Below are 24,239 nucleotides of genomic sequence, written 5' to 3'. Positions count from 1 at the left end.
TGTCGCGTGCACTTACTTCAACCATCGGCTGCTACTGAACACACACCTGCCCCGGCCATGGTAAGCTACGAGCACGCGCAACGTATTTTATCGGCGCTGGTTACAACGCTGCCAGCCCCGGAAGTTGAATACGTCCCCATCCATCAGGCCGATGGGCGCGTTCTGGCCACCGCACTGCATGCGCTGTCTCCACGCCCAGAAGCCGATATTTCCGCCATGGATGGTTATGCATTCTGTTGTGCTGATATTGTGAATACCGGCCAGGCACGCTGCACCATTCCCTTGCGGGATTACGTTGTTGCCGGGGACCAGCCTGCACCCCACAATAAGGGCACTGCCGCGACCATTCTAACAGGTGCCCGCCTACCCACAGGGGCAGACTGCATAATCGCGCGTGAACGGGTGGAAGTGCACGACGGTCTGCTCCACCTTGCCCTGTCCGACATAGCCGTTGGCAAAAACATCCGCCGGGTGGGGGAAGAATTTGCCGTTGGTTCTACCCTGCTTACCGCTGGCCAGAAGCTTGACTGGCGGCATATAGCGCTTCTTGTCAGCCAGAATATCAAACAGGTTCCGGTTTACAGGCCTTGTCGGGTGGGTGTTATTGCCAGTGGGGCCGAGTTTGCTCTCTCCGCCCCGGATAGCCGGGCGGAAATTAATACCCCACTACTCCATGCAATGCTAACGCGGCAGGGGGCAACTGTAACGAGCCGCATTGTGCGCTCTGACAGCCGTGAAGACCTGCAAGCGGCCATATCTGAACTGGCAGAACACTCGGATATTCTGGTTACCACCGGGGGTATTTCTGTTGGGCAGACAGATAATGTGCTACCGGTTATGGAACAGCTTGGCGCAGCCTGCCTGTTCCGGCGTGCCAAAATCCGGCCGGGCAAACCGTTTACTCTTATGCGGCTAGGCCCGGTGCCCGTATTTTGCCTACCCGGCAATCCGGGGGCTACGGCTATATGCGCGCAGGTTTTTGTTCTGCCATTCCTCCGTTCATGGATGGAGCACAGACCAACCCTCACATTCTTTCCAACCATACAGGGAAGAAGCAGTTTTTCTTTTTCTGCTCTGTCAGATGCAACTGGCTTTATGCCGGTTACCTACGCCCAAAGTGGTAAGGAAGGGGTGTTCTCTCTTGTGCCTTCACAAGGTGCATCCGACGTTCTCTGTTTTTCCCGTGCTGATGGGATTCTGCAAGTCCCTCCCGGGCAAGCTATAGAAATTGGAGACTGGTGTTCCGCAACACTGTTTTGCAATGTATAGAATGTGACTGCGTATTTTTACATTATATTCCACAAAAAAGTATTACTCTCAATATAATCAGCAATAGATTGTGTATCATCCAAGGGAAGAAAAACCTTTTTTTCTTCTGGGTTTTTCATAGGGATATTATCTGTAGCAATAACCTGAATATGAGGGTTATTTATAAATAGCGGCTCTTTCCCGGTTATAGGGCGCCAGACTTCTACACAGGCCGGAACATCGGCATGGAACCCTTCCACCAAAATCAGATCAACTGGCTGCATGGCTTTGAGCAGGTCATTCAGCTTGGGTGGGGTCGGGCTTTGGTGCTGTAAAAACCAGCGCGATGGTGTTGCAAGCATAACTTCCGCCGCCCCACTTTGCCTATGCTGGAATGTATCTTTTCCCGGTGTATCCATATCCACCCCATGATGGGTATGTTTGATTGTGGAAACACTTAGCCCGCGTTGGCAAAAACAAGAAATAAGGCGGCTAACAAGGTGCGTTTTACCCGAACCACTCCGCCCGATAATGCCAAAAACCCGTTGTTTGCGGTAAAGGGATATCACGAGCAGGCTAGTCCATACTGTGTTGAAATGAGCCATTGCTTTTTAAGCGGACACACGCACAATAACCAGCACAAACGGGTAGAGACACAGCTTATTATGCAACATACGTTAAAAATAGCAGGACTAGTGCTGGCAGGCGGGCAGGGCAGGCGTATGCATTATGCGGACAAGGCTTTTATGGACATAGACCATAAACCCTGCATCGACTGGGTTATTACCCGCCTTGAACAGCAATGCAGCGGCATAGCCATAAGTGCCAATGGCAACCCACAAAGGTTTAACGCCTGGCACTACCCGGTTCTGCCTGACACATATTTTGACGTAGGCCCTCTGGCCGGGCTGTTAAGTGGTCTGGAATGGGCTGAAGCCGCAGGGTTTGATGCGTTGCTCAGTGTGCCAGTTGATACGCCCTTTATCCCGCATGATCTGGCTGGCACTCTGCTGCCCGCGCCATCTTATGCAATTTATGCGGAGCAGCGTCATTCTCTGGTCGCATTATGGCCTGTTACCCAAGCCCGTGCAGTGTTGGCCGCACAATTGGCCAGCGTAACAGAGCAGAACCGAAAACAGACAACACGGGTTTGCACTCTGGCTTATGCCCTGAATGCGCAGGCAATAGATTTTTCTCACCTCTATCCGTCAGATCCATTTGTGAACATCAATACCCCCGAAGACCTGCATGAAGTCCGTTCACTGGGGCAGGCCCAGTCCGGGAGCAGCTACCGTGGTGCATGAGCAAACATCTTTTGCCGTTTCAGAACCCTGCCATGTCAAAAGAATAATCTGGGAAAATGCGCAAGACTGCGCGCCTCAGACCGTAAATGAGACATTAAATCTGGCAGAAGAAGTGCCACTTTCTCTTGTCTATAACGGTATAGACTATGCCGTTATGATGATAACTCCGCAGAATATTGATGATTTTTCTATCGGATTTTCAATAACGGAAGGTCTTGTTAAAGATGTTTCCGAAATCAGGCATATCGCCATATCTTCTATACCCGGTGGGTTAAAGGTGGATATGCGCATAAGTGCTGATGCGCTCCGCACGGTTCTGGCGCGCAGCAGGCGGCCGATTGCAGGGCGCACTGGCTGTGGCATCTGTGGGGCTGACATGAGCAGCATTGTTGCCCGCGACCAGAACACAGTTGAGGCTTATACACCGGACCTGTCTGCCATACGCCACGCATTACGGCACCTGCGGGACCACCAGACACTCAATGCTGGTATAGGCATGCTCCATGCAGCTGCCTGGTGTGCCCCTGATGGGTCCATTACAGCAATCCGGGAAGATGTGGGGCGGCACAATGCGCTCGACAAGCTTATCGGCCATGGCCTTAAAAACACTCCGGGTTTTGCAAACGGGTTTTGTCTGCTCACCAGCCGCTGTTCTTACGAAATGGCCAGCAAAGCCATAGCCGCAGGCATGCGCGCCCTTGTCTCGCTTTCCGCCCCTACGGCCATGGCGCTCAGAACGGCACAGCACGCCGGGCTTACGCTTATCTCTCCCGCCAGGCCAGACACCATATGCCTTCTCCCTCCATCACCGGAAGGAATCTGAGACAGCCCTCACCATCGCTACTTTTTTAAGGGGCAGTAATGGGGATTCTGGCGACCAGAAAGGGCGGTTTGCGCATGTCCTGCCCATTATGCAAACGGGGCAGGCGGCTCCATTGACCTAAAACCACGTAAACGGCCTGATGATCTGCAAAAATGCCATCGGGCCAGACAAACCGTGGGTCCGAGGCCAGCAGTTCAAACGTGCCATCCGGGTTGCGGCGGAACACGGCATCATGGTCGGCTGCTGTGGTGTAAATCCGGTTCCATGGGTCGGTTGCCACCCCATCCGCCGCACCTTTTTCCCCTTCATCTACAACCAGAGCCGCTAACTGAGCAGAAGTGAGGGAGAAATCAGCCAGTTTTGCTGTCGGTAGGCTATATAACCGTCGGCTGGCCAAAGGCGCATAATAAACACGATCAGACCCGGCAGACAGGGTAATGCCATCCGCCCCACCCGCGGGAAAAGTCGGATGTGCCGGGTCATAATGCAGTACGCGCCCGTCCAGCACAGTCTGGTACCCCGGATCAGGCAGAACAGAGACCGTATTTTCCAGCACGCGGCGCTGCCTACCTGTGGCAAGGTCCAGCACCACCAGAGCCGGGTGCCCGTCAAACGAACTATCCGTAATGTATGCAGTGCCTTTTGCACCGTGTGTCAGGTCTATACGCAGGTCGTTCATATGGCTTTGGGGCAGCAATGCAGTTGTCAGGGGCACATTGGCAATAATCTGCCCTGTTATAGGGTTGATCCCAACTACCTTGGCGCCCCCGGCTGGAATGGGCTGCCCTTTAATTTTGCCGTCATCAATAACCCACAGGTTTCCCTTGGTGTCTGTTGTCATTCCATGGGGCGAAATCAGCCGTGCCTGTGGTGCCCCCCTTGATGCAGCGGAAAACGTGGCTGAGGGAAAAGGAACCAGACGCCCATCTTTCCATTCTGCCAGCACCGGGCCTGTATGGTCACCATCATGCTTGGGAAAGGTCAAAAACAAGCGTCCATTCACTACAGCAACGCCAGAGGGGTCTGGCGTGGGTATGCTGGCAATAATCTGGACCTGCCCGTTACGGCCAAAAGCAGGGTCGTTGTTATCTGTTATGGTCTGCGCCTGCATGGGCGTGGGGAACAACTGGCCTGCCCATAAACCGGCAACCAGCAAAAAAGGTCCCACTCTGTTCATTCCTGCATCCCCCCGCTCTGTGTGCCTAACCTACCTGTTTTCTGGCGTAATTTGGTATCCAACGGTCCTTACCGGGGTGTGAGCGATATGGGGCCGGCTACGGCAGAGCCATTTTCCCACGTTTCCACCACACGGTCGGTATCAGAAATTACATTGGCGGGATTGCCTGCCACAACCAGCAGATCAGCCCTTTTACCTGCTGCAATAACGCCTCGGTCATGCAGGTCGAGTAATGCTGCGGCTTCTTCCGTTGCAATGTGCAGAGCCTGTAGCGGGGGCAGGCCAGCTTGCACCATCAGTGCCAGTTCCCGGTGTTCCGCAACCCCGGCAACCCGCAACGGTGTTGCCCCACTATCCGTGCCAAAGCCGATTTTAACGCCTGCGGCCCACAATATTTTCAGGTTCTGCAGGTTGGTTACAAGGGAGGTACGGGCAAAATCGGCTTTGCCACCGGCTTTGTTTTCCTGTTGCCAGGCGGGATTGTTGATCTGCTGTTGCAAGGGGGCAGACAGGCCAGCCTCAACAAATGGGGTTTTCACCCACGCAGGCTGGTCAGCCCATGCTGTTGTGGCTTCATCCAGCTCCAGTGTGGGGATGTACCAAATTCCCCGCTCCTTGAGCATGGCCACAAAAGATGGGGGTACAAACCTGTCACGCACACCATGGGCCAGAATATCAACTCCGGCTGTTACCACATGCTCCGCATCGTCCAGGTCATGAATATGGGCAGCCACGCGCAGGTGTTTTTGGTGCGCTTCATCCACAACAGCCTTGATAATGGCAGGGTCCATTTTAACGGGAAGAGAGTGGTCAAAATCATCCACCCATATTTTAATCAGGTCTGTGCCTTCGGCTGCCATGGTATCCACCGCCTGCCGGGCCTCTGCCTCCGTGCGAGGCCGGAAGAGCTGATCCGGAGCAACATGAACCGGTGGGGCCCCCTTAGGCACACCAATCCCCTGATCAACCCCAAACAGGTCTGCCGGCAATAGCCCCATATGGGCATCCTTGCGCATAGGGTCAAACACGCGCGGAACATTATTCCCCAGCGCTGTAACGGTAGTCACCCCATAACGCCGGTACTGTGCCAGTTCGGCTGTAATGGTATCTGCCGTATAAAACTGCGGCCCTGTCAGCACCCCCTGCAACTGACCGATATGGCTGTGATCGGAAATTAGACCGGGTAAGACACTCATGCCCGAACGATCCAGAACACGGGTATTTGGGGGAAGAGGTATATCCCGACCGGCTGCAACAATTGCGCCGTCCTGCATGAGAACAGTTCCATTCTCAACCGGGGGAGCACCTGTGCCTTCTATAATCCGAATATGGGTCAGCGCCACAGGCGCAGTCTGGGCATGACCTGCTACGGGCAAGCCAAGAAGAAGGGCGGCGACTATAACGCGGGGTTTCATACGCATATCCATCCTGTTGTTTCTAGTCCGCCGCCACTGCGGCGCGCTCATACCAGGCCAGACGGGCAGACAGCAGAAGCCCACCAAGCCCCGCCATGCTCCCGACCATAAAAATGGCACCGTCTCCCGCCCATTCAGCCAGCAGGCCGGTCAGGGGGCCGGTAGCCCCATAGGCAAGGTCCTGAAAAGCTGCAAAGCCGCCCATGGCTGTTCCCCGCATTTGCGGAGATACCCGCCGGACAACTTCCACCCCCATGGAGGGGAAAATCATGGAACAGCCACAACCAGTTAAAAAGGCTCCAGCCAGCGCAACACTTGGGCCGGAGGCCTGCCACAGCAAAATCTGCCCACCCGTTTCCACCGCCATGGACACAAAAGCGACACGTGCTCCCCCCAGCCTATCTGGCAGATGGCTGCACAGAACCCGGACCAGCACAAAAGCTACACCAAAAAAGGTAAGCCCCAGAGCAGCATGGGGCCAATGCCTGTGCAGGAACATAAGCGGCATAAAGGCACCTATGGCCGCAAACCCAATTCCTTGAAAAAAGACCACCAGACCAAGGTCGGAAATTTTGTTGATAATCCGGCCGATTGGTTGCCGCTCTCCCCCATGGGGAGGTACAGCCACAACGGGTGCAGCCATAGCAAACCCAAGCAGTGGCGTAACCATGCAGGCAAGGGCAACCAGTGCGTAGCCTCCCTGATCGTACAGGGCCAACCCTACTGGGCTACCAGCCGCCAGCGAGCCATACATCCCCATTCCCACAATGGACAACACCCGCCCCGAGCGCTGGTGCCCCATCAGCCCAATCCCCCATGCCAGCAGGCCAACAACAGTCAGGCTTTCCCCCAGCCCCAGCATCAACCTTGCCAGCATAAGCATGGCAAAAGCAGCCCACGGCGCTGGCAGCCAGGAAACCATAAGGGCCAGAACACCGCTTACGGCATAAAACGCCAGACCAAACAGCATGCAGCGCTTGCCGCCTTTATGGTCAGCAAACCGGCCGGCAAAGCCACGGGTCAGAATGGTGGAGACAAACGCAACGCCAACCGCCAGCCCAGCAAGGGCATTGCCCATATGCAGCGATGTTGCCACATAAACCGAGGTTGTGGGCATAGACATGGCAACAGCCAGATAAGACAGAAAAAGCGCAACCGCGAGCCACACCAGCAAACGCGGTGCCTTGTCCTGTTCTGCTGTGGGAGCGCTGGGCATTAAGGTTCCAGCTCCTTCGCCATACTGGCCGTGCCTGTGCACGGCCTTTAACCCTGTTCAGGTCTTGGCCAAGTCAGGCTTTTTGCCAAGACCTGTCTGCATGACAATGCTGTGAGGGGCGCTATAAGCCCCGCCTGTCACGCAGCTCCGGATTTGCGGGGAGCAAACAGCCTGAATAATGGGCCCGTGAGTGTGGTGGAAATAACGGCCAGAACCATAAGGGATGCAAACCCGAAGTCCGACAGCATACCCTGACCATGTAAAATGGTTGCGGCCACAATTTCCATCAGCCCCTTGCACTGGAGCAGGGCGCCAACGCCCAGCGCCTGCCTTGGTTTAAGGCCGGCCGCGGGTGGGTAAATATAAACGGCTGCAATTTTGGTCACCATGGAAATAACAACCAGCGACAGGGATGCCACAACAGAGGGCCATGTTAAGGCATCCCCATTAATATGCAGCCCGCTATGGCCAAAAAACATCGGGGCTAACCAGATCAGGGCAAACGTTCCCACAGCTTCCACCGGCAGGCGGCGCACCCAGCTCGGTGGCATAATCGCACCGGCAAAATAGGCACCGATCAATTCATGCAGGCCAAGCTGCATGCTCGCCCAGGACCCAGCCGCCAGATAAACCGGTATGGCCAGCCAGATAACCGCCAATGGCGGATGACGGAAATGGTGAGAAGCCCAGTACCCCCCGGCAGCCAGCCCCACTAGCAAAAGAACAGCCAGCGCTTCCAGCCCTGTCCAACCGTGCAGGGCGGCAGAACCACGGGCGGCAAACTGCAGGGCCGCCAGCCCGATCCACAATGCTGCGTCATCCACAACGGCCAGCTTGAGCGCTAACTGCCCCAAAGGTTTTTGGGCGGTATCAAGCTCCCGCACAACACCGATCAGAACCGGCAGGGCGCTCACTGCAATGCACAGGCCAATAGATGCCGCCGCTACCCAAGGTGTTGCGTCTGGTGCCTGCCAGCCATGAAGATGCAGAAAAACCGTGTAAGCCAGAAACGTACCAACACAAAAGGGAATACCCAGTGCTACGGCAGCCCCACCAAACAGCCGACCAATTGTAGGCTGTGCAAAGTCCTGCCCTGAAGGTTCCCCACCGGGATGCTGCCACATTTCCAGCCCGGCGGTAAAAGCCAGCACCAGCACGGCAACCCAGCCAATTGTGTTCCCGTAAACGGAGGGAATACCCATTTGCTGCACGGGCACATGCCATACGGCAAGGGCAATACCCACAAGAATGGGCAACACGGCTATTGGCAGCGCTTTTTGCATGAGCCGCCACAGAGCCCAAGGGAAAAACACAAAGATTGCGGCGTCGGTCAAAAGCGCTGTCAAATTTGCCATATTGCATCCTTTTTTGTTGAATTTTGTCCCTTGTAACGGATTACCCGCACGATATGCAAGTTTTGCATGCCTAGGTGCTTTTTATTCATAGCACTCATGGCTTTGGCTGAACATATTCATCAAACATAAGATGTATTTTGTTGACACCTTATGTAATCAGCCTTACTAAAGGTATCTGTATTTTACATCTTTTGGATGCGTCCCATGAGCACAATGCTTGATGACAAAACCCGGTCAATTGTTTCCGCCTGCGTTCCCGCCCTTGAAGCCCATGGGCTGGATATAACGCACGAAATGTACCGGAGGCTTTTGGCTAATCCGGAAATTCGTGATTTATTCAACATGTCACACCAAAAGGATGGGGAGCAGCCCAAGGCCCTTGCCCTTGCCGTACTGGCATATGCCCGCAATATCAATAATCTGGGCGCACTTGGCGCCATGGTTGAACGTATTGCCGAAAAACACGTTGGCCTTAACATTCTGCCAGAGCACTACCCTTTTGTAGGGGAAGCCCTGCTGGGTGCCATTGCCCACGTACTGGGCGATGCCGCAACGCCCGAAATTATGGATGCATGGGGCAAGGCATACTGGTTTCTGGCGGATGTTCTGATCGGCCGGGAAAAGCAGATTTATCAGGAACACGCAGACACTCCCGGAGGCTGGACCGGATGGCGCAGCTTTACGGTGCGCAAGATTGTGGTGGAAAGCAGCACAATCCGCTCGTTTGAACTCGTACCAAGCGACAATAAGCCCGTTATGCAGCACAAACCCGGCCAGTATCTGAGCTTCAAGCTTGATATTCCCGGCCATGGGTCCCAGCGCCGCAACTACAGCATTTCATCCGCCCCGGCATCCGACCATTATCGCCTGAGCATCCGCAAGGCCGATGGTGGCGTGGTTTCCTCCTGGTTCCATGACACGGTCAGGGAAGGGGACGAATTGCAGGTTTCTGCCCCTGCGGGTGATTTTGTTTTCAAATCTGAGCCAAACACAAAGAACGTGCTCATCAGCGCGGGCGTTGGGCTGACACCCTTTATTTCCGCTTTGGGCGCAGTTGAAAAACTTCCCCACGGTCCGATTCACTTTGTGCATGGTGTGCATGCCCCCGACACGCAGGCTTTTGCTCCCTATGTGCAAAAACTGGTGGCTGAAGGTGTTATCAAGGCCGATATTTTTTACAGTGCAGGCGCACCGGCAGAAACATCTCCACTGCCCGGACTGGCTTTGCACTCTGGCCGGGTAACAGCCGAATGGCTGGCAACGCAGGTTCAGCCAGATGCGCATTACTGGGTCTGCGGGCCTGAGCAGTTCATGCTGGACACTATTCTGGCGCTTAAAGCGCAGGGCATTGCCCCGGCACAGATTCATTACGAGTTCTTTGGTTCTGCATCGGATGCGCAGTTGCTCGCCGCCGCCTAAAGCGGGTTGCACGCAATACACGTTGCTGAAATGTTTATAACAGGGCTGCCTACGCATTTGTTTATGTGGGCAGCCCTGTTGCCTTGTGGGCCTGCCTTACCTGCACGGTAAAATATCCGTGCTTTGCCGCCATCAGGGACACAACAATGTGCGGCGGCAACAACCGTGAAAAACTTTCAGCACGGTCCTGCGTTGAATTATAAATAAAAATAATAAATAGGATAATCATTACCTCTACGCCCGGCATCAATACGCTATTTACCACATAGCTAAAAAGTAATTAGATAGCGTTTATCGCTCTGTTTCATATGGGCGAAGGTCAAAACCAAGTGCCTGAACCAAATACATCCTGCAAGGATATGAAGCATGAGCAAGAGCACAAAAGAATTTATTTTGTGGTTTTCAGCATTTCTGATTGTTGGTGGGATCATGTGGGGCGGGTCTAAGGTCCTGCATAATTACCGCCAGCAACAGTGGGACCAGTTTGTTCTGGAACACCATTGCGTCATTACCGGAACGCAGCCGTCCACTGGATTTTTTACATCTGACCAAACCATTTATCAGTGTGACAACACAGGCATTTATTACCGCAGTAAATAGTTCAACCCCTCACGGGTTCTGGGCCAGAAAGGTGGAAGTCGCCATGTGCCGTTGCTGGCGACATTCCTCTGCCATAAAGTCAAGCAAGGCCCGCACTGCTGGCATAATGCCTTTGCGTGATGGAATAACCGCATGCACAAGGCCTGCACGGGGTGTCCACTGCGGCAGAGCCTGCACAAGCCGTCCGGCCTGAACATCCTTCCACACCATAATCGTTGGGAGTTGCACAATACCAACGCCTGCCAGCGCGGCCTCCCGCAGCACGGCCAGATCATCCGTTACCAGCCGTGGTGTATGAAAGACCGTGGCAGACTGCCCCTGCTCATTTTCCAAACTCCAGCAGTGTTCTGCGGGGTTGGTATGAAAGTCCATGCTGGGGAAAGCAGCCAGATCGGCAGGAGTTGCCAACTGTGCCGCCAGTATGTCAGGCTCACCAACCAGACACTGCGTACTGGTATCCAAGACCCGCATGACAAGATCGGATGGAGCGATGGGGGGAAACCGCACCCGCACCGCAAGGTCATACCCCTCCTGCAGAACATCAACCCGCCGGTTTGTGCTCTCCAGTTGCAAGGTAACGGAGGGGTAACGCACCAGAAACCGGGATAAAATAGCCCCGAACTGAAAATTGAGTAATGCCACAGGGCAACTCATACGTATTAAGCCGCATGGCTCTGCTTGCAACTGTGCAATGGACTGCTCCGCCAGCTCCGCTTCAGCCAGCATGACTTTGCAGTGCTCGTAAAACCGCAGCCCAGTTTGAGTGAGGGAAAAATGACGGGAAGAGCGTTGCAGCAGTCTGGTGTTCAAAAACGTTTCCAGCACAGCAATCCGGCGGCTTAACAGCGATTTTTGCACACCAATTGCCCGAGCGGCAGATGAGAAGCCCCTGTAGTCCACAACCTAGACAAAATAATAGTAGTCGTTGAGGTCTCTCATCGTCCCTCTCATGCAACGCAATGTTTCATTCGTAACTCTTTATAGAACATTACACGACTTCTATGTTGAGGATAAGCAACAAGGAGCGGGGATTGCTGCCTGTTCCAACATCTGGAGGAAAACCATGCACAAAAAGGTTCTGGGGCGTTACGGCAACGACCGCGGGCATTGGGTGGGAAATGGTTTTCCCGTCCGTTCCCTTTTTTCCTACTCCACTCTGGGTCAGCATCTTAGCCCATTCCTGCTGCTTGATTATGCTGGTCCGCACCAGTTCCAGCCAACAGAAGAGCGCCGCGGGGTAGGGGAACACCCGCATCGGGGGTTTGAGACCGTCACAATCGTTTATGATGGGGAGGTCGAACACCGGGATTCCTCAGGTGGAGGCGGCACCATCGGCCCCGGCGATGTACAATGGATGACCGCAGGCAGCGGTATTGTACATCAGGAATTTCATTCCCCGGCCTATGCTGCCACCGGAGGTGCGTTCAGGATGGTCCAGCTCTGGGTTAACCTTCCGGCAAAGGACAAACAGGCCCCCCCAGCGTACCAGACGCTACTGGCCAAGAATATTCCCACAGTGGAGTTACCTGATGGCGCTGGGTCCCTGCGCGTTATTGCGGGCGAGTATGGGCACACTCAGGGGCCAGCCCAGGTGTTTTCCCCGCTGAATGTATGGGACGTGCAACTGGCACAGGGGGCATCGGTCACCCTGTCCCTGCCGGAAGGGCATAACGCGGCCGTTGTCTCCCTTGAAGGGCAGCTCAGTATTAATGATGCACAGGAACTTGGCAGTGCGCAACTCGTTCTATTGGAACACAAAGGGACAGAGGTGAGCATTCATGCGCATGTGCAAAGCAGCCTGCTGGTACTGACCGGAGCCCCCCTTAACGAACCCATTGAAGGGTATGGTCCTTTTGTCATGAATACCCGTGCAGAAATCCGGCAGGCTATTGAAGACTTCAGCAATGGCCGTTTTGGCGGAATCCCCAGTTAGGCGGCCTTAACTCTTGGCCAAAAACACTCCGTTGCTTTGCAAAAAAGGACAAATCGCATGACCCCTTCTGCAAACCTGCATTTTGTAACGCTTCTGGGGAGCCTACGCTGTGCTTCCCTTAACGCGGCCATTGCCCGTAGCCTGCCCCAACTTGCCCCAGAAGGGGTATCCATTTCCGCACTGGGTAGCATTGCCGATTTTCCCCATTACAGTCAGGACGTGCAGGATAAGGGTTTCCCTCCTGCGGTGCTGAACATGGCGGAGCAGATTCAGGCTGCAGATGGCGTAATCATTGTGACACCTGAGTATAATTACTCCATACCCGGTGTGCTCAAAAACGCCATAGACTGGCTCTCACGCGTAACGCCCCAGCCTTTTGCCAAAAAGCCCGTTGCCATTCAAACCGCATCACCCGGGCAGATTGGGGGCGCACGGGCGCAGTATCATTTACGCCAGAGCCTTGTTTTTCTGGATGCTTTTGTTCTGAACAAACCTGAAGCCATGATCGGGCTTGCCACAAGCAAAATTGACCCACAAACACTGGCCCTGACAGATGAACCCACCCGTGAGTTCCTGACACGACAGATTAGCGCACTGGCGGATCTGGCCCGAACACTACAGCGGTAGTTTTTTATATGGCGGTCGAGCCAAACATACCCCTCACACGCTTGAGGGTGAGAGTAATTCGCATTACAAGGCGGTGCATTTGGATCTGTTCCAGATAAGGAAAGCCCGCCACCCATGCCTGTCGCGCATTTAATGCCACTTCGCTCACGCAGAGCGCGCTTTATGGTGCGCTCACACGCAACGTGGAACAGGGCAGGGGGGCAGGCAGGCATTTTATGGACATGCGTGTGAAAAACTCCCACGCTTATGCCTGCCGCATTACGGCTGCCCTGCTGGTCTGGCTTGCTCTGGTGCTATGGGGGTCTGCCCTTGTGGCCTTGTCCCCAGCAATATCTCAAGTCACCACTCCGGGGTATCGTGTTCTGGCCAGCGCGCTGGCACCTTTTGGCATGGTATGGGCATTTTGGGTTCAAAGCCCCCTTTATGCTCTTTGGGGAAGTGCCGGACTTGCAGCCTGTGGCGGGCTTTTTCTGGTGCTGCACGCATGACCCCCGCACGCCGCTCCCGCTTGGCATGGCTGCACCGCTGGGCTGGGCTTGTAAGTGGGTGGGCAGCCTTTGCTATTTTCCTGACAGGCACGCTCGCACTGTTTGACACCGAATTAACGCGCTGGATGCAGCCAGAAACCGCGATTATTCCCGACAAGACCTCGCTCACCCCCACCGCCATAGAGCATGCACAGCAAATCCTGCGTGATGATGAGCGTGCGGGCGCGCCGCCTTCTTTTTTACTGTTACCAGATGCGCGTGACCCCACATTACGCGTCCTGCATTATGATGGTCATAGTTTTGTTGGACCGGTTCTGGCCCCGCACACAGGCCAGCCAATTCCTGTTCGGCAGACAGAAGGGGGGAGTTTTTTCTTTAACTTCCACTATACGCTGCACCTGCCAAACCCGTGGGGTGAGCGGTTAGTTGCAATGATCGCCTTTGCGTTTGCTGCCTTGGTGCTTTCTGGTGTTCTGCTGCATCTTAAACGCCTTGTGCCAGATTATTTTACGCTCCGGCTCAAAGCTTCCCTGCCACGCAGCCTACTGGACCTGCATGTTCTTACAGGGAGTGCCATGCTCCCTTTCCATATCATGATCACATGGTCCGGCCTGATCTTAACAGCGGAAAACGCACTACCCGTCCTGCAGCTTGAGCAGGAACCACCGACACAGACTGAAGCTCCCCAGCAAAGTTCCACGCATTGGGCGCCACAGGCCTCTCTGGTGGTCATGCTCCAGCAGGCACAGGCCCATTTGGGTTCGATGCCGTCTTATGTGTTGTTTGATGATGGCAAAACCACTTTCTCCGCCATTCAGCATGACAGCCTGAATGCAAATGATCTGTCTGCCGAGTTCGATAGCCAAACGGGAAAATTCCTGAGCCAAAGCAAAGAGCCATCACCTATCGAAAATGCGTTTTATACCCTGAACGGCCTGCACCTTGCCCGCAGCATGGGGCTACTGTTGCGTTGGCTCTGGTTTGCCGGCGGTCTGGCATCCAGCATTATGGTGGCCAGTGGCCTTGTCTATTATACAGCAAGGCAGAAAAAACAGACCACACATGCCTTTGGTCTGGCAAAGCGTTTGAACATTGCACTGCTCGGAGGGCTTATTACCGCCTGCCTGAGCTTTTTTGTGCTGAACAGGCTCATCCCCGTCCAGTGGCAGGCCCGTGCCGCACTGGAAGTGGCTGGCTTTTTTGCCGTATGGGCGAGCGGCCTCCTGCTGGTTATGGTCATACCCATTAACAAAAGCGTGCGCATAATCGCCTGGGCAACCGGTTTGATAGGCCTTGCACTCCCGGTCATTGATGGTTTGACCGTGCCTTTACAGGCGTGGGGGTCCATGCTGCACCTGACTGTTAACGGCATGTTCCTGCTAACGGGGCTAAGTGCCATGGGGAGTTTACGCTTTCTGCCCGTCTGGCGCAGCCATGACTGAAACAGTTTTGGGCCTGACCGAGAGCACAATTGTTGCCGCCTGTATGCTCTGGGCCTGTAGCCTTGCTTTTGTGCGGAACAGGCTGGGATTTACCCGCAGCCTTCTACCCAAAAACCAGAGTATTGCGTTACGTCTGTTTGCTCTGATCACATTCGGTTGTGCAATCAAAGTCAGTTTGGCGGCCCCAGCGGTTCCTGCGCTGGCAGTCTGTATTATGCTGCTCTCCGTAAACAGCGTCATCTTTGCAGTTATTTTCTGCTTTCTTGAAAAAAAACGATAACTGCAACCCGTAAAAACCAACATGCAGGGACGTTCCCCATACGGTGGTCATGCGGCACAACACAAAGCCATAGCCAAGCACGCGGCGGGATACTATACTCCCCCATAGTAAAAGGACGAACATGCAGAATGCCCCATACACCAGAAGATAAGAAAAAAGCGCTTACCCGCCTGCGGCGGATCCGTGGGCAATGCGACGCGCTGGAACGAGCTTTGGAGGCTGGGTCGGACTGTGCTCCCGTGCTTCAGCAACTTGCGGCAATACGCGGTGCGGTTAACGGCCTCATGTCCGAAGTCATGGGGATGTATGTGCATGAGGAGTTTGGTTCGGCCCAAGACCTTAATGCGGAAAAAAAGAAAAGCATCGACACCATTCTGTCCCTCGTACGCACCTATCTGAAATAACCACAAGGAACGATCATGAAATCCCGTGCTGCTGTTGCTTTCGCTCCCGGTGAGCCCCTGAAAATTGTGGAAATTGATGTAGCTCCTCCCAAAAAGGGGGAAGTTCTGGTCCGTATTACCCACACAGGGGTTTGCCACACGGATGCGTTCACCCTCTCGGGCAGTGACCCCGAAGGTCTGTTCCCCTGCGTTTTAGGGCATGAAGGGGCAGGCGTGGTTGTGGAGGTTGGCGAAGGCGTGACCTCCGTCGTGCCCGGAGACCACGTTATTCCGCTTTATACGGCTGAATGTGGGAAGTGTGAGTTCTGCACGTCAGGCAAAACCAACCTGTGCATTGCCGTGCGCGAGACACAGGGCAAGGGGGTCATGCCCGATGGTACCAGCCGTTTTTCATACAACGGTCAGCCTTTGTACCATTACATGGGCTGCTCCACTTTTAGTGAATATACAGTTGTGGCTGAAGTCTCACTTGCCAAGATCAACCCCCATGCTGACCACGAACATGTCTGCCTGCTCGGGTGCGGTGTAACAACCGGTATTGGCGCTGTACATAACACGGCCAAAGTGCAGCCGGGTGACAGCGTTGCCGTTTTTGGTCTGGGTGGTATTGGGCTTGCGGTTATTCAGGGCGCACGGCAGGCAAAGGCTGGCCGGATTTTTGCCATAGACACCAATCCGGACAAGTTTGAACTCGCCACTTCCATGGGAGCAACAGACTGCCTGAATCCGGCGGACTACGACAAACCCATCCAGCAGGTTATTGTGGACATAACGCGGTGGGGGGTGGACCATACCTTTGAATGTATTGGCAACGTAAATGTCATGCGTGCCGCACTTGAATGCGCCCACCGTGGCTGGGGGCAGTCCGTTGTTATTGGTGTTGCTGGCGCAGGGCAGGAAATTTCCACCCGCCCATTCCAGCTTGTTACCGGGCGTACATGGAAAGGCACAGCCTTTGGCGGTGTTAAAGGCCGCACCCAGCTACCCGGCATGGTGGAAGATGCCATGGAAGGCAGGATCGACCTTAAACCCTTTGTGACCCACACAATGGGGTTGGAAGATATTAACCATGCATTTGATCTGATGCATGATGGCAAATCCATCCGGTCCGTTATTATTTACTGAGTTTATCGCGTCCCTGTTTCTCCCTTTATTTCTTACGAAACTGAGGGAGAAACATCATACTGGTCAGGCAGACAGCCTGCACGTAGACCGCTTGACCGAGCGCAGCAAAAAACAGCCCAGCACCAGCGCCACCATGCCAACCCCAAGAGAAGGTAAAATTGCCCGCCCCTCGACCATGGCAATAAGCACGGCCGGGACAATGGCAATGTTGGCACACCCCGCCACACAGAACAGTAATGGATCACGCTGGTTTTCACGCAGGAGAAAAGCCAGGCTCATACATAACAAAAACACCGTATAATATACGAGTGATGCCTGAGCATAAGTGCCCCCCAAGGGCCAGAATGGTGCACATAGAAGTAAAATGGCAATGCCGGTTATGCACCCCGTAATACATCCGGTTGTCAGGCAGGAGAGCAGCCACGTGGCACGCGTTTGCGGGTTGCCTGCCTGCTGTTCGCGTTTTTGGCGCGCAGTAATCCACAACCGGCAGCCAGTATAAAACAAAAAGGCTCCACCCAGTCCAAGGCAATAGTACCCCCAGCGCACGGGAAGGCCGCCATAACTCCCAAAATGCAGGGCGACAAACGCGGTCAGTGCCGCAAATCCAGCAGACTGATGGCCCGGCAGATAATCTGCCGATAGAACCTTGCCACTAGCCGGGTCCGCCACAGCAAAACCATTCGAGGCTCCGCGCGTGGGGTAACGCTCATCATGCCCTGTAATTCTGAGCGTTGTTCGGCTTTTTCCTCTGTTTGACTGCGTTGTATACTCCAGCGTATCGGCAACAAAACCGGGGGCCTGCTTCTGTAATTCTACCAGAATGGCTTGTGGTGGCATCTGCCCTTCAAAGTTTACGGTGCGGGTACCGTTGCCTTTGCTTCTATCCCCAGCGTGACCATGCTGTTGCGCAGGACCATGTGCCACCGGCTGCCCCTGCTGGAACAGTTTGCCTTGCAGGGCAAAAATAGGCTCATGAAACGCAAAAACAACGGCTGTTGCCGCAATAATAAAATGAAAAGGCAGTGAAAAGACCCCAACAAGATTATGCAGGTCCAGCCAGACCTTGCGCGTTGCACTGCCGAACCTGAGGGCAAACAGCATTTTTTTGAGTGCAGGCAAAAATGCGATCACGCCGGATACTAGTGCCAGAAAATAGCCTACAGCCACACACCCCATCGTGTAACGCGCTGCCGTATGTGGCAAAGGCAGGCCGATCTGTTCGTGCAACTGGTCAATAAAAAAAGGGATTTCTGATGGACGGCTGACAAGCGTGTGCAACTCCCCATCCGGCGAGAGCGCGGCAAGCACATAATCCTGCGGACCGTGGCCCCTATGCGTTGGATCCTGTGGCCACATAAGACGGGCAGGGCGTGCGTTATCCGGATTAACAACTACTGTATAATGGCTGCTTGCATCCGGGTATTCGGCAAAGGCTTTTTGCAAAAGCTGGGGCGTATCCGCCAGGTCCACTGGTTGGGGCAGAGAGGGAGCAGGCGTAAGCCAGACCTGTAAGGGCTGTTCAAACATGCTTATGGAGCCGGCATAAAACGCCACAAACAGGAACAGACTACAAAGAATACCGACCCAGCTATGAACTTCCCGGTAAACCTGCACAATATCGGGGCGGATTTTCATGCCGTCGTAACTTTCGCCAGTATTTCAAACAGACCCCAGACAAGCATGGCCGCTCCGCCCAGTACGACCCATGCGCGCAGACCAGAACGAAACAGGAAACAACTCCCCATAACGCCAAGCCACACCAGAACGGCCAGCCACATTAAAAACTGGGCGGAAGCCGTCCGCGGCTCCCCCGTGGTGCCGCACAGCAACCCCACTATCGCCATGCAGCCAAAGGAGAACATTATTCCCGGCACAATGCCGGCCACCAGCTTGGCAAGCCACTGCCTGTTAGTGAGCGGCAAGTCAGTCATGACCGTTTTTTCCAGACTGGAGCATGGCCATAACCAACGGAAAAAAGCTGCAAACCACCATGAGAAGGAGCACGACCATAAAACAGGCACTCATTGTGCTTTCCACACCTCCAAGCATGCACACAGCCAGCACACCCAGCCCCATGGCGGCAGACTGGCAAAACCGTGCATGAGGTCTACGCGTAAAAATACGCTGGTTTTTGGATGAAAGGTAAAACAGCACTCCACACAGCAGAGTGCAGCCTCCGGCGCCAAGCAGAAGCAGGGCAGACATCACTTTCCTCCATCCGCCAGTTTCAGCGGCAAAGCGGCATACAACTGGTAATCGCCCACGGTTTTCACCTTGCTACGCAGCGGAGCATACCTGCTGGCCAGACCAGCCACCTGCGCACAAAACAACAGAGCCCCGGCAAAGCAGGAGAGCGGGTGCTGACATAGCAGTATGTCCGGCCTAACAAAACGGGCCAGCAAGGTCATGTGGCTCATAGGTCTATTCCACCACATCATGTGAATAGCGGAGGTATATGCAATTGATAATTACTGTCAATAACATCCATGCCGGATAACCTGTGGTTAAATCATCCTGTTGTGTTTAGGTCACAATCCGGTGCAAGTTCTATTCAACCTGCCCCAACCTGAGTTTGCTGAGGAAAGGGGATGCCTTCGTTCACAGTCGGGTCGGCCACCGGGGTGTTCAGGCCCTCTCCACCCACAACCCGTGGCAAACTGCCAGTTCTTCTGCTTGATATACTCAATTTTCCTTGGTTTTTAACACCAAGGCTCAACTCAAGCGCAGCCCTTGCATGCAGCATAGTGGTAATAAACCCATCATCTTGGATATTCCGCTTGCCAGCAAGAAGTGCCATAGTTACCAGCACTTAAAAAACAGGAGAACAGAACCCGGTGTACGCGGCGAGACATTTAATCTTTCCGATTATGTTTGGCTGCCTATTTGCCGCTCAAACTCTTCAGGCAGCACCGTATTCTGCTAGTGCGGATTTTGCAGAAGAACTCTCCAAGGCTGTAGGGGAGTCCTCGCCTCATGTTTTTTTCCCCAATGGGGACATAGCGGCACCCCTGCATACTCCGCCTGCCAAAAAAGCTCCTGCTGCGGCTCAGCAGGCCAAAGCGACACCGGCAAACCCTGTTAAGACTGCGTCTGTTGCCCCTCTGCCCAAGCCGCCTGTGCCTGATAACGCAGCACCAGCACCAGCACCAGCACCAGCACCAGCAGTCGTGGAGTTGGATGAGAAGCAGGTACAAGCGGAAATAGACCGGCTTCGGATTCTTTTCCAAAAAGACGTACCCGCCGCATTTACCCCAACCATTACCCAGAAAGACACATGGCTAGCCCTGGCGCGCCAGCAGATCAGCCAGTCCGGCTACGTTGTTCAAACACCCCAGGCCGTGGTGGTTGCAGACCGCAACCCCTCCGTGCAACGTGCCTGCGTTATTGTGGCCCGCCCCGATACGCCAGAATGGACCATTATTGGCTGCACACGCATATCCACCGGCACAATCGGCCGTAAGCACCACTACATTACGCCCGTTGGTATTTTTACCAATACGGCAGAAAGGCTAGGCTACCGGGCACAGGGCACCAAAAACGAAAACGGGATCATGGGGAATGGCACCAAAGGCATGCGTGTCTGGGATTTTGGCTGGCAGGTTGCTGAAAAAGGGTGGCTCCCCAGCCGCGAACAAGGCCCCATACGGCTGGAAATGCACGCAACCGATCCTGTTTTTCTGGAACGCCAGCTAGGCCATATGGCTTCGGCCGGGTGTATTCGTATCCCAGCGGCACTGAACATCTATATCGACAAAAACGGCCTGCTGGACGTGGAATACGAGCGCAAGGCCGCAACCGACAAGCGTTTTCGTGCTCTTCTACGCACAGACAGAACACCATCCTCCCTTGCCGGAATGGCCGTTATTGTGGTGGACAGCGCCCCACCACCCAGCACGGCACCAGCCCGCACGCCATCACCCAATCTTGTATCTGCCAGAATACCCAATTCGCCTATTCATTAGGATGAACGTAGCCGAATGGCGCGTTTTTCAGCCATGTTGCAAAACTGGTGGAACACACGGAGCGGGCCATACCTGATATGAGACACACTTCCCCCCTTTTCGCAGGGGCCATGCCTCCACCACGCCAGCCAACATCCCACCAGCTTTTTGCAGATCTGATAAACCGCGCCCTAGCACATGAACCGGTGTCTTACGGGCTTGTCTGGCCATGCGAGGACCACGCTCTGGCAGGGCCACTGGATGCCGCCCAAAAAGGGATTATCCTGCCTGTTCTGATCGGGGATACGCCACGTATTCAGGCCATAGCGTGCAAAAACCAGATAGACCTAAGCCCCTACCAGATCATACCTGCACCAACACCAGAAGCCGCCGCCCAAAAAGCTGTGGAGCTGGCCCGAACAGGGCATGTGCAGGGGTTGATAAAAGGCAGCCTGCATACCGACACACTCATGCATGCCGTGGTTTCTCCCACCAATGGTTTATGCACCAGCCGCCGGATCAGCCATGTTTTTCTGCTTGCTGTTCCAGGCTATGAAAAACTGCTTTTTGTGACCGATGCCGCCATTAACATCTTCCCCGATCTTTCAACCAAGCGCGATATTGTCCAGAATGCCATAGACCTGCATACGGGGCTTGGGCTGGGAGTGCCCAAAGTGGCCATTCTCTCCGCTGTGGAAGTGATCAACCCCAAAATCCCTAGTACAGTGGATGCAGCAAGCCTGTGCAAAATGGCCGAACGCGGCCAGATAACAGGGGGAATACTCGATGGTCCTCTGGGTATGGACAACGCCATAGACCCAGAAGCGGCCAGAATAAAAAACCTGTCATCCCCCGTAGCCGGGCAGGCGCAAATTCTGGTCACGCCGGACCTGGAGGCAGGCAATATGCTGGCCAAAAACCTGATTTTTATGGCTCAGGCGGACTCTGCGGGCATAGCACTTGGTGCCAAGGTTCCCATTGTGCTGACAAGCCGGGCAGACAGCGTGCAGGCCCGTCTGGCATCCGCCGCGATAGGCGCACTGTATGCCAGACATCTGGCACAACAGAATACCGCGTTTTAAGTCGCCCAGCTTTGCGGAAAACCACCCATGTCAGACGTTGTTCTTGTTTTTAATGCCGGGTCATCCAGTCTCAAGTTCACGGTTTTTCAGATCAGCCAGAACCCGGCCATACACAAACTGATCAAAGGGCGGCTTGAGTATGATGTGGACACATTCCATTTTTTCGCATCCGACCAGAACAACCAGCTCCTTGACCGCGCAACCTACCCACTCAGCCAGAAAAAACCACTCGAGTACCTTCTGGACTGGCTGGCCGACCATGAGCAGGGCCAGCACAACATTGTAGGGGTTGGCCACAGGATTGTGCATGGAGGGCCAGATTTTCTAGCTCCCGTACAGGTTACGCCAGAAATCCTGCGTCAACTGGAAGCCCTGACACCCTTTGCGCCACTCCACCAGCCGCAAACCCTTGCCCCGGTCCATGCCATCATGGCTTACCGGCCAAACCTGCTCCAGATTGCCTGTTTTGATACGGCTTTCCACCGCACCATGCCAGAAATCGCCCGGCTTTTACCGCTTCCTCGCCAGTATGGCGAAAAAGGTATCTGCCGGTATGGCTTCCATGGTCTTTCCTACGATTTTCTAACCCAACGCCTGCACCAGATAGACCCCACACTGGCAAAGGGCCGCACTGTTCTGGCGCATCTGGGCAGTGGCGCCAGCCTGTGTGCATTAAAGGGGGGTAAAAGTATTGAAACCACAATGGGCTTTTCCGCCCTAGATGGATTAATGATGGGCAGCCGCTGCGGAATGATAGACCCCGGCGTACTGCTCTACATGCTGCGGGAAGAAAAAGCGGACTGGAACACTATGGTCAACACCCTGTACCACCAGTCCGGGCTACTTGGGGTTTCTGGCGTATCGTCTGACATGCGCGTTCTGCGCGAGCATATGGGCACGGAGCAGGACCCCACATTGCAAGAACATATTCAGCAGGCTCTTGCCTTGTCCGCCTACCGGATTGTGGAAGAAGTTGGCGCTCTTGCTGCTATTATGGGCGGGCTGGATGGTCTGGTCTTTACCGCCGGCATAGGCGAACACGATGCCCTTTTACGTCAGGATGTCTGTCTGGCTCTTGGCTGGCTGGGTCTCAAGCTGGACCATAAGGCCAATGAGAACCATGCGAGCATCATCAGCAGCCCCGATAGTGCAATCCGCGTGCGTGTAGAACCAACCCATGAGGAACTGGTCATCTGCCAGAACGTCCTGCCCTTTGTGCAGGACACCCCATAACTACCCGGTTATGGGGGCCGGGGCAGGGGGCAGGTTCTTCAGTTTTCGGTAAAGGGTGGAGCGGCTTACACCCAGCAGGCGGGCGGCCGGGGCAATTTTGCCCTGCACCATAGCCAGAGCACCTTCTATGACCGTTCTTTCCGCCTCCTGAAAATCCGGCACACCGGCAGCTCTGGCTCCCAGATCAAAACAGACACTGGCCACCTCCGGGCTGGCTATTCCAAGCATGGAGCGGGCAGCGTAGGTCGCCCCCACCACAATGCGTTTGTCATCCAGAGCGATCATAGGCAGGGATATGCCGTTCCCTTCACCCAGCAGCAAGACTGTCCTGTTCCGGAAGGCTTCCAGAAAACTCCGTCGCTCCAGCCTGCGCGCGGCATCAACCAGCACGGCTTCCATCATCAGTGCCACACGCCCAGAAGGGTCCGAACGGATGGAGCTGGCATCCAGCGCCCCGGCGACACAACCGTCAGGCCCATAAAACGGCACGGCAGAGCAGGTAAGGTATCGTAATTTTGTGCACCAGTGCTGGTCCCGGTGGACGGTCACCGGTTGCCCCTCTACCAGACAGGTGCCTATTCCGTTGGTGCCGGCTACGGCTTCTGCCCAGTTGGCGCCAGGCCAAAGGTGCCAACGGCGGCACCCTTTTTCAAACGGTGGCGCACCACGGCGGGCGACGACAATCCCCGCCGGGTCAGCCAGCAGCACGTTATAATCCAGCGTAGAAACAATACCATGCAGCCGGTCCAGTTCCGGGTCGGCTATTTTCATGGTCACGCCCATGCGCTCGCGTGCCTGCCGCAGTTCGGCCGAGCACAGAATATCCGTATCCAGCGTTGTATCCGTGGGAATGGCATATTGCTCGGCGCAACGACGCCACGAGTTGCGGAGCTGGGGGGATAATCCGGACCACACGCCGGGGGACAAAATGAGTGAGTTCATGTGCGCCTGTCCATCCACAAAAAATGTCTCTGGCGTGTATTACGTTTCGGATATGCGACACTTCGCATTCTGCCTTCTCAAATACACGTGAGCCGAATTATCCGTTGGGTTCACCCTTTGGCATATCTCCCCATAACTGAGCGCATACCCGCTTCGCTCTGTTTTTTCGTGCGGAATGGGAC

26 protein-coding genes are annotated in these 24,239 nt (G+C 54.8%); 14 read left to right on the top strand and 12 right to left on the bottom strand.

The genetic code is table 11. The annotated features are described in order from the left end of the window. Positions 1–6: 6 nt before the first annotated feature. Complete coding sequence (locus tag HK20_RS05315; RefSeq protein WP_233129081.1) at positions 7–1,269, top strand: molybdopterin molybdotransferase MoeA; 1,263 nt, start codon at positions 7–9, stop codon at positions 1,267–1,269. 17 nt (positions 1,270–1,286) lie between these two features. On the opposite strand, the gene mobB is transcribed toward HK20_RS05315, so the two are convergent. Beyond that, complete coding sequence (mobB, locus tag HK20_RS05310; RefSeq protein ID WP_086646072.1) at positions 1,287–1,814, bottom strand: molybdopterin-guanine dinucleotide biosynthesis protein B; 528 nt, start codon at positions 1,812–1,814, stop codon at positions 1,287–1,289. 99 nt (positions 1,815–1,913) lie between these two features. On the opposite strand from mobB, the gene HK20_RS05305 reads away from it, so the two are divergent. Together HK20_RS05305 and fdhD are read left to right on the top strand one after the other, a co-directional pair. Then, positions 1,914–2,552 carry a molybdenum cofactor guanylyltransferase gene (locus HK20_RS05305; protein WP_086646026.1) on the top strand — a complete coding sequence of 213 codons (639 nt, stop codon included), beginning with the start codon at positions 1,914–1,916 and terminating at the stop codon, positions 2,550–2,552. Next, entirely contained in the window at positions 2,545–3,375 is an 831-nt protein-coding gene (fdhD, locus tag HK20_RS05300; protein ID WP_086646071.1) for a formate dehydrogenase accessory sulfurtransferase FdhD, read from the top strand. Before HK20_RS05305 ends, fdhD begins: the two co-directional genes overlap by 8 nt. Positions 3,376–3,400: 25 nt before the next feature. On the opposite strand, the gene HK20_RS05295 is transcribed toward fdhD, so the two are convergent. The 4 genes from HK20_RS05295 to HK20_RS05280 all read right to left on the bottom strand — a co-directional run bounded on the left by HK20_RS05295 (position 3,401) and on the right by HK20_RS05280 (position 8,538). Continuing rightward, on the bottom strand, positions 3,401–4,552 hold the full coding sequence (locus tag HK20_RS05295; RefSeq protein WP_086646025.1) for an SMP-30/gluconolactonase/LRE family protein: 1,152 nt from the start codon (positions 4,550–4,552) through the stop codon (positions 3,401–3,403). Between the two features lie 68 nt (positions 4,553–4,620). Further along, on the bottom strand, positions 4,621–5,967 hold the full coding sequence (locus HK20_RS05290) for an amidohydrolase family protein (protein ID WP_086646070.1): 1,347 nt from the start codon (positions 5,965–5,967) through the stop codon (positions 4,621–4,623). 22 nt (positions 5,968–5,989) lie between these two features. After that, positions 5,990–7,183, bottom strand: a complete 1,194-nt coding sequence (locus HK20_RS05285; RefSeq protein WP_086646024.1) for an MFS transporter — start codon at positions 7,181–7,183, stop codon at positions 5,990–5,992. 137 nt (positions 7,184–7,320) lie between these two features. Next, positions 7,321–8,538 (bottom strand): cation:proton antiporter, encoded by a 1,218-nt coding sequence (locus HK20_RS05280; protein WP_086646023.1) that lies wholly within the window; start codon positions 8,536–8,538, stop codon positions 7,321–7,323. A 204-nt stretch (positions 8,539–8,742) separates the two neighbouring features. On the opposite strand from HK20_RS05280, the gene hmpA reads away from it, so the two are divergent. Beyond that, complete coding sequence (gene hmpA, locus HK20_RS05275) at positions 8,743–9,957, top strand: NO-inducible flavohemoprotein (protein WP_086646022.1); 1,215 nt, start codon at positions 8,743–8,745, stop codon at positions 9,955–9,957. A 61-nt stretch (positions 9,958–10,018) separates the two neighbouring features. Here hmpA and HK20_RS12955 read toward each other — a convergent pair whose 3' ends face one another. Further along, positions 10,019–10,186 (bottom strand): hypothetical protein, encoded by a 168-nt coding sequence (locus HK20_RS12955; RefSeq protein ID WP_158093035.1) that lies wholly within the window; start codon positions 10,184–10,186, stop codon positions 10,019–10,021. Between the two features lie 137 nt (positions 10,187–10,323). On the opposite strand from HK20_RS12955, the gene HK20_RS05265 reads away from it, so the two are divergent. After that, positions 10,324–10,557, top strand: coding sequence for a hypothetical protein (locus HK20_RS05265; protein WP_086646020.1), 234 nt, complete (start codon positions 10,324–10,326; stop codon positions 10,555–10,557). A gap of 9 nt (positions 10,558–10,566) precedes the next feature. Here the strand turns inward: HK20_RS05265 and HK20_RS05260 are convergent, their stop codons facing one another. Beyond that, the gene (locus HK20_RS05260; protein WP_255375213.1) at positions 10,567–11,457 is read right to left on the bottom strand and encodes a LysR substrate-binding domain-containing protein; all 891 of its coding nucleotides are present in this window, start codon (positions 11,455–11,457) and stop codon (positions 10,567–10,569) included. A gap of 163 nt (positions 11,458–11,620) precedes the next feature. Here HK20_RS05260 and HK20_RS05255 point away from each other — a divergent pair, with 163 nt between their 5' ends. The 6 genes from HK20_RS05255 (at position 11,621) to HK20_RS05230 (ending at position 16,856) form a co-directional block, all read left to right on the top strand. After that, positions 11,621–12,490 (top strand): pirin family protein, encoded by an 870-nt coding sequence (locus HK20_RS05255; RefSeq protein WP_086646019.1) that lies wholly within the window; start codon positions 11,621–11,623, stop codon positions 12,488–12,490. Between the two features lie 57 nt (positions 12,491–12,547). Continuing rightward, complete coding sequence (locus HK20_RS05250; protein ID WP_086646018.1) at positions 12,548–13,117, top strand: NADPH-dependent FMN reductase; 570 nt, start codon at positions 12,548–12,550, stop codon at positions 13,115–13,117. Between the two features lie 221 nt (positions 13,118–13,338). Continuing rightward, positions 13,339–13,605: a hypothetical protein gene (locus tag HK20_RS12950; protein ID WP_158093034.1), complete on the top strand. Its 267-nt coding sequence runs from the start codon at positions 13,339–13,341 to the stop codon at positions 13,603–13,605. Then, a complete protein-coding gene (locus tag HK20_RS05245) occupies positions 13,602–15,047 on the top strand; it encodes a PepSY domain-containing protein (protein WP_158093033.1) in 1,446 nt (481 codons plus the stop codon). The genes HK20_RS12950 and HK20_RS05245 overlap by 4 nt, the downstream gene beginning before the upstream one ends. Before the next feature lie 408 nt (positions 15,048–15,455). After that, positions 15,456–15,731: a metal-sensing transcriptional repressor gene (locus tag HK20_RS05235; RefSeq protein WP_086646015.1), complete on the top strand. Its 276-nt coding sequence runs from the start codon at positions 15,456–15,458 to the stop codon at positions 15,729–15,731. A 15-nt stretch (positions 15,732–15,746) separates the two neighbouring features. After that, entirely contained in the window at positions 15,747–16,856 is a 1,110-nt protein-coding gene (locus HK20_RS05230; protein WP_086646014.1) for an S-(hydroxymethyl)glutathione dehydrogenase/class III alcohol dehydrogenase, read from the top strand. Positions 16,857–16,919: 63 nt separating this feature from the next. Here HK20_RS05230 and HK20_RS05225 read toward each other — a convergent pair whose 3' ends face one another. The 4 genes from HK20_RS05225 to HK20_RS12945 all read right to left on the bottom strand — a co-directional run bounded on the left by HK20_RS05225 (position 16,920) and on the right by HK20_RS12945 (position 19,656). Continuing rightward, positions 16,920–18,494, bottom strand: a complete 1,575-nt coding sequence (locus HK20_RS05225) for a PepSY domain-containing protein (RefSeq protein WP_086646013.1) — start codon at positions 18,492–18,494, stop codon at positions 16,920–16,922. Next, positions 18,491–18,790: a hypothetical protein gene (locus tag HK20_RS05220; RefSeq protein WP_086646012.1), complete on the bottom strand. Its 300-nt coding sequence runs from the start codon at positions 18,788–18,790 to the stop codon at positions 18,491–18,493. Before HK20_RS05220 ends, HK20_RS05225 begins: the two co-directional genes overlap by 4 nt. Next, positions 18,783–19,064, bottom strand: a complete 282-nt coding sequence (locus HK20_RS05215; RefSeq protein WP_086646011.1) for a hypothetical protein — start codon at positions 19,062–19,064, stop codon at positions 18,783–18,785. The genes HK20_RS05220 and HK20_RS05215 overlap by 8 nt, the downstream gene beginning before the upstream one ends. A 346-nt stretch (positions 19,065–19,410) precedes the next feature. Next, the gene (locus HK20_RS12945) at positions 19,411–19,656 is read right to left on the bottom strand and encodes a hypothetical protein (protein WP_086646009.1); all 246 of its coding nucleotides are present in this window, start codon (positions 19,654–19,656) and stop codon (positions 19,411–19,413) included. A 70-nt stretch (positions 19,657–19,726) separates the two neighbouring features. Between HK20_RS12945 and HK20_RS12940 the strand changes: the two genes are divergently transcribed. The 3 genes from HK20_RS12940 to HK20_RS05190 all read left to right on the top strand — a co-directional run bounded on the left by HK20_RS12940 (position 19,727) and on the right by HK20_RS05190 (position 23,115). After that, positions 19,727–20,821: a hypothetical protein gene (locus tag HK20_RS12940; protein ID WP_086646008.1), complete on the top strand. Its 1,095-nt coding sequence runs from the start codon at positions 19,727–19,729 to the stop codon at positions 20,819–20,821. A 77-nt stretch (positions 20,822–20,898) separates the two neighbouring features. Then, on the top strand, positions 20,899–21,882 hold the full coding sequence (locus HK20_RS05195; RefSeq protein WP_198943882.1) for a bifunctional enoyl-CoA hydratase/phosphate acetyltransferase: 984 nt from the start codon (positions 20,899–20,901) through the stop codon (positions 21,880–21,882). A 27-nt stretch (positions 21,883–21,909) separates the two neighbouring features. Beyond that, positions 21,910–23,115: an acetate/propionate family kinase gene (locus HK20_RS05190; RefSeq protein WP_086646006.1), complete on the top strand. Its 1,206-nt coding sequence runs from the start codon at positions 21,910–21,912 to the stop codon at positions 23,113–23,115. Here the strand turns inward: HK20_RS05190 and HK20_RS05185 are convergent, their stop codons facing one another. Then, a complete protein-coding gene (locus HK20_RS05185; RefSeq protein WP_086646005.1) occupies positions 23,116–24,057 on the bottom strand; it encodes a helix-turn-helix domain-containing protein in 942 nt (313 codons plus the stop codon). Between the last annotated feature and the right edge of the window lie 182 nt (positions 24,058–24,239).

Origin of the sequence: Acetobacter sp. DsW_54 (assembly GCF_002153575.1) — a bacterium.
GTDB lineage: Bacteria > Pseudomonadota > Alphaproteobacteria > Acetobacterales > Acetobacteraceae > Acetobacter > Acetobacter fabarum.
Note: the sequence above shows the minus strand (reverse complement) of the source record. Positions and strands in the feature narration are given on the sequence as shown.

Excerpts from the sequence above, each read along its gene's own strand:
- HK20_RS05305 (WP_086646026.1), top strand. The coding sequence starts at position 1,914 with ATGCAACATACGTTAAAAATAGCAGGACTAGTGCTGGCAGGCGGGCAG.
- HK20_RS05295 (WP_086646025.1), bottom strand. The coding sequence starts at position 4,552 with ATGAACAGAGTGGGACCTTTTTTGCTGGTTGCCGGTTTATGGGCAGGC.
- HK20_RS05290 (WP_086646070.1), bottom strand. The coding sequence starts at position 5,967 with ATGAAACCCCGCGTTATAGTCGCCGCCCTTCTTCTTGGCTTGCCCGTA.
- HK20_RS05285 (WP_086646024.1), bottom strand. The coding sequence starts at position 7,183 with ATGCCCAGCGCTCCCACAGCAGAACAGGACAAGGCACCGCGTTTGCTG.
- HK20_RS05280 (WP_086646023.1), bottom strand. The coding sequence starts at position 8,538 with ATGGCAAATTTGACAGCGCTTTTGACCGACGCCGCAATCTTTGTGTTT.
- hmpA (WP_086646022.1), top strand. The coding sequence starts at position 8,743 with ATGAGCACAATGCTTGATGACAAAACCCGGTCAATTGTTTCCGCCTGC.
- HK20_RS12955 (WP_158093035.1), bottom strand. The coding sequence starts at position 10,186 with ATGATTATCCTATTTATTATTTTTATTTATAATTCAACGCAGGACCGT.
- HK20_RS05265 (WP_086646020.1), top strand. The coding sequence starts at position 10,324 with ATGAGCAAGAGCACAAAAGAATTTATTTTGTGGTTTTCAGCATTTCTG.
- HK20_RS05255 (WP_086646019.1), top strand. The coding sequence starts at position 11,621 with ATGCACAAAAAGGTTCTGGGGCGTTACGGCAACGACCGCGGGCATTGG.
- HK20_RS05250 (WP_086646018.1), top strand. The coding sequence starts at position 12,548 with ATGACCCCTTCTGCAAACCTGCATTTTGTAACGCTTCTGGGGAGCCTA.
- HK20_RS12950 (WP_158093034.1), top strand. The coding sequence starts at position 13,339 with ATGCGTGTGAAAAACTCCCACGCTTATGCCTGCCGCATTACGGCTGCC.
- HK20_RS05245 (WP_158093033.1), top strand. The coding sequence starts at position 13,602 with ATGACCCCCGCACGCCGCTCCCGCTTGGCATGGCTGCACCGCTGGGCT.
- HK20_RS05235 (WP_086646015.1), top strand. The coding sequence starts at position 15,456 with ATGCCCCATACACCAGAAGATAAGAAAAAAGCGCTTACCCGCCTGCGG.
- HK20_RS05230 (WP_086646014.1), top strand. The coding sequence starts at position 15,747 with ATGAAATCCCGTGCTGCTGTTGCTTTCGCTCCCGGTGAGCCCCTGAAA.
- HK20_RS05225 (WP_086646013.1), bottom strand. The coding sequence starts at position 18,494 with ATGAAAATCCGCCCCGATATTGTGCAGGTTTACCGGGAAGTTCATAGC.
- HK20_RS05220 (WP_086646012.1), bottom strand. The coding sequence starts at position 18,790 with ATGACTGACTTGCCGCTCACTAACAGGCAGTGGCTTGCCAAGCTGGTG.
- HK20_RS05215 (WP_086646011.1), bottom strand. The coding sequence starts at position 19,064 with ATGTCTGCCCTGCTTCTGCTTGGCGCCGGAGGCTGCACTCTGCTGTGT.
- HK20_RS12945 (WP_086646009.1), bottom strand. The coding sequence starts at position 19,656 with ATGGCACTTCTTGCTGGCAAGCGGAATATCCAAGATGATGGGTTTATT.
- HK20_RS12940 (WP_086646008.1), top strand. The coding sequence starts at position 19,727 with ATGTTTGGCTGCCTATTTGCCGCTCAAACTCTTCAGGCAGCACCGTAT.
- HK20_RS05195 (WP_198943882.1), top strand. The coding sequence starts at position 20,899 with ATGAGACACACTTCCCCCCTTTTCGCAGGGGCCATGCCTCCACCACGC.
- HK20_RS05190 (WP_086646006.1), top strand. The coding sequence starts at position 21,910 with ATGTCAGACGTTGTTCTTGTTTTTAATGCCGGGTCATCCAGTCTCAAG.
- HK20_RS05185 (WP_086646005.1), bottom strand. The coding sequence starts at position 24,057 with ATGAACTCACTCATTTTGTCCCCCGGCGTGTGGTCCGGATTATCCCCC.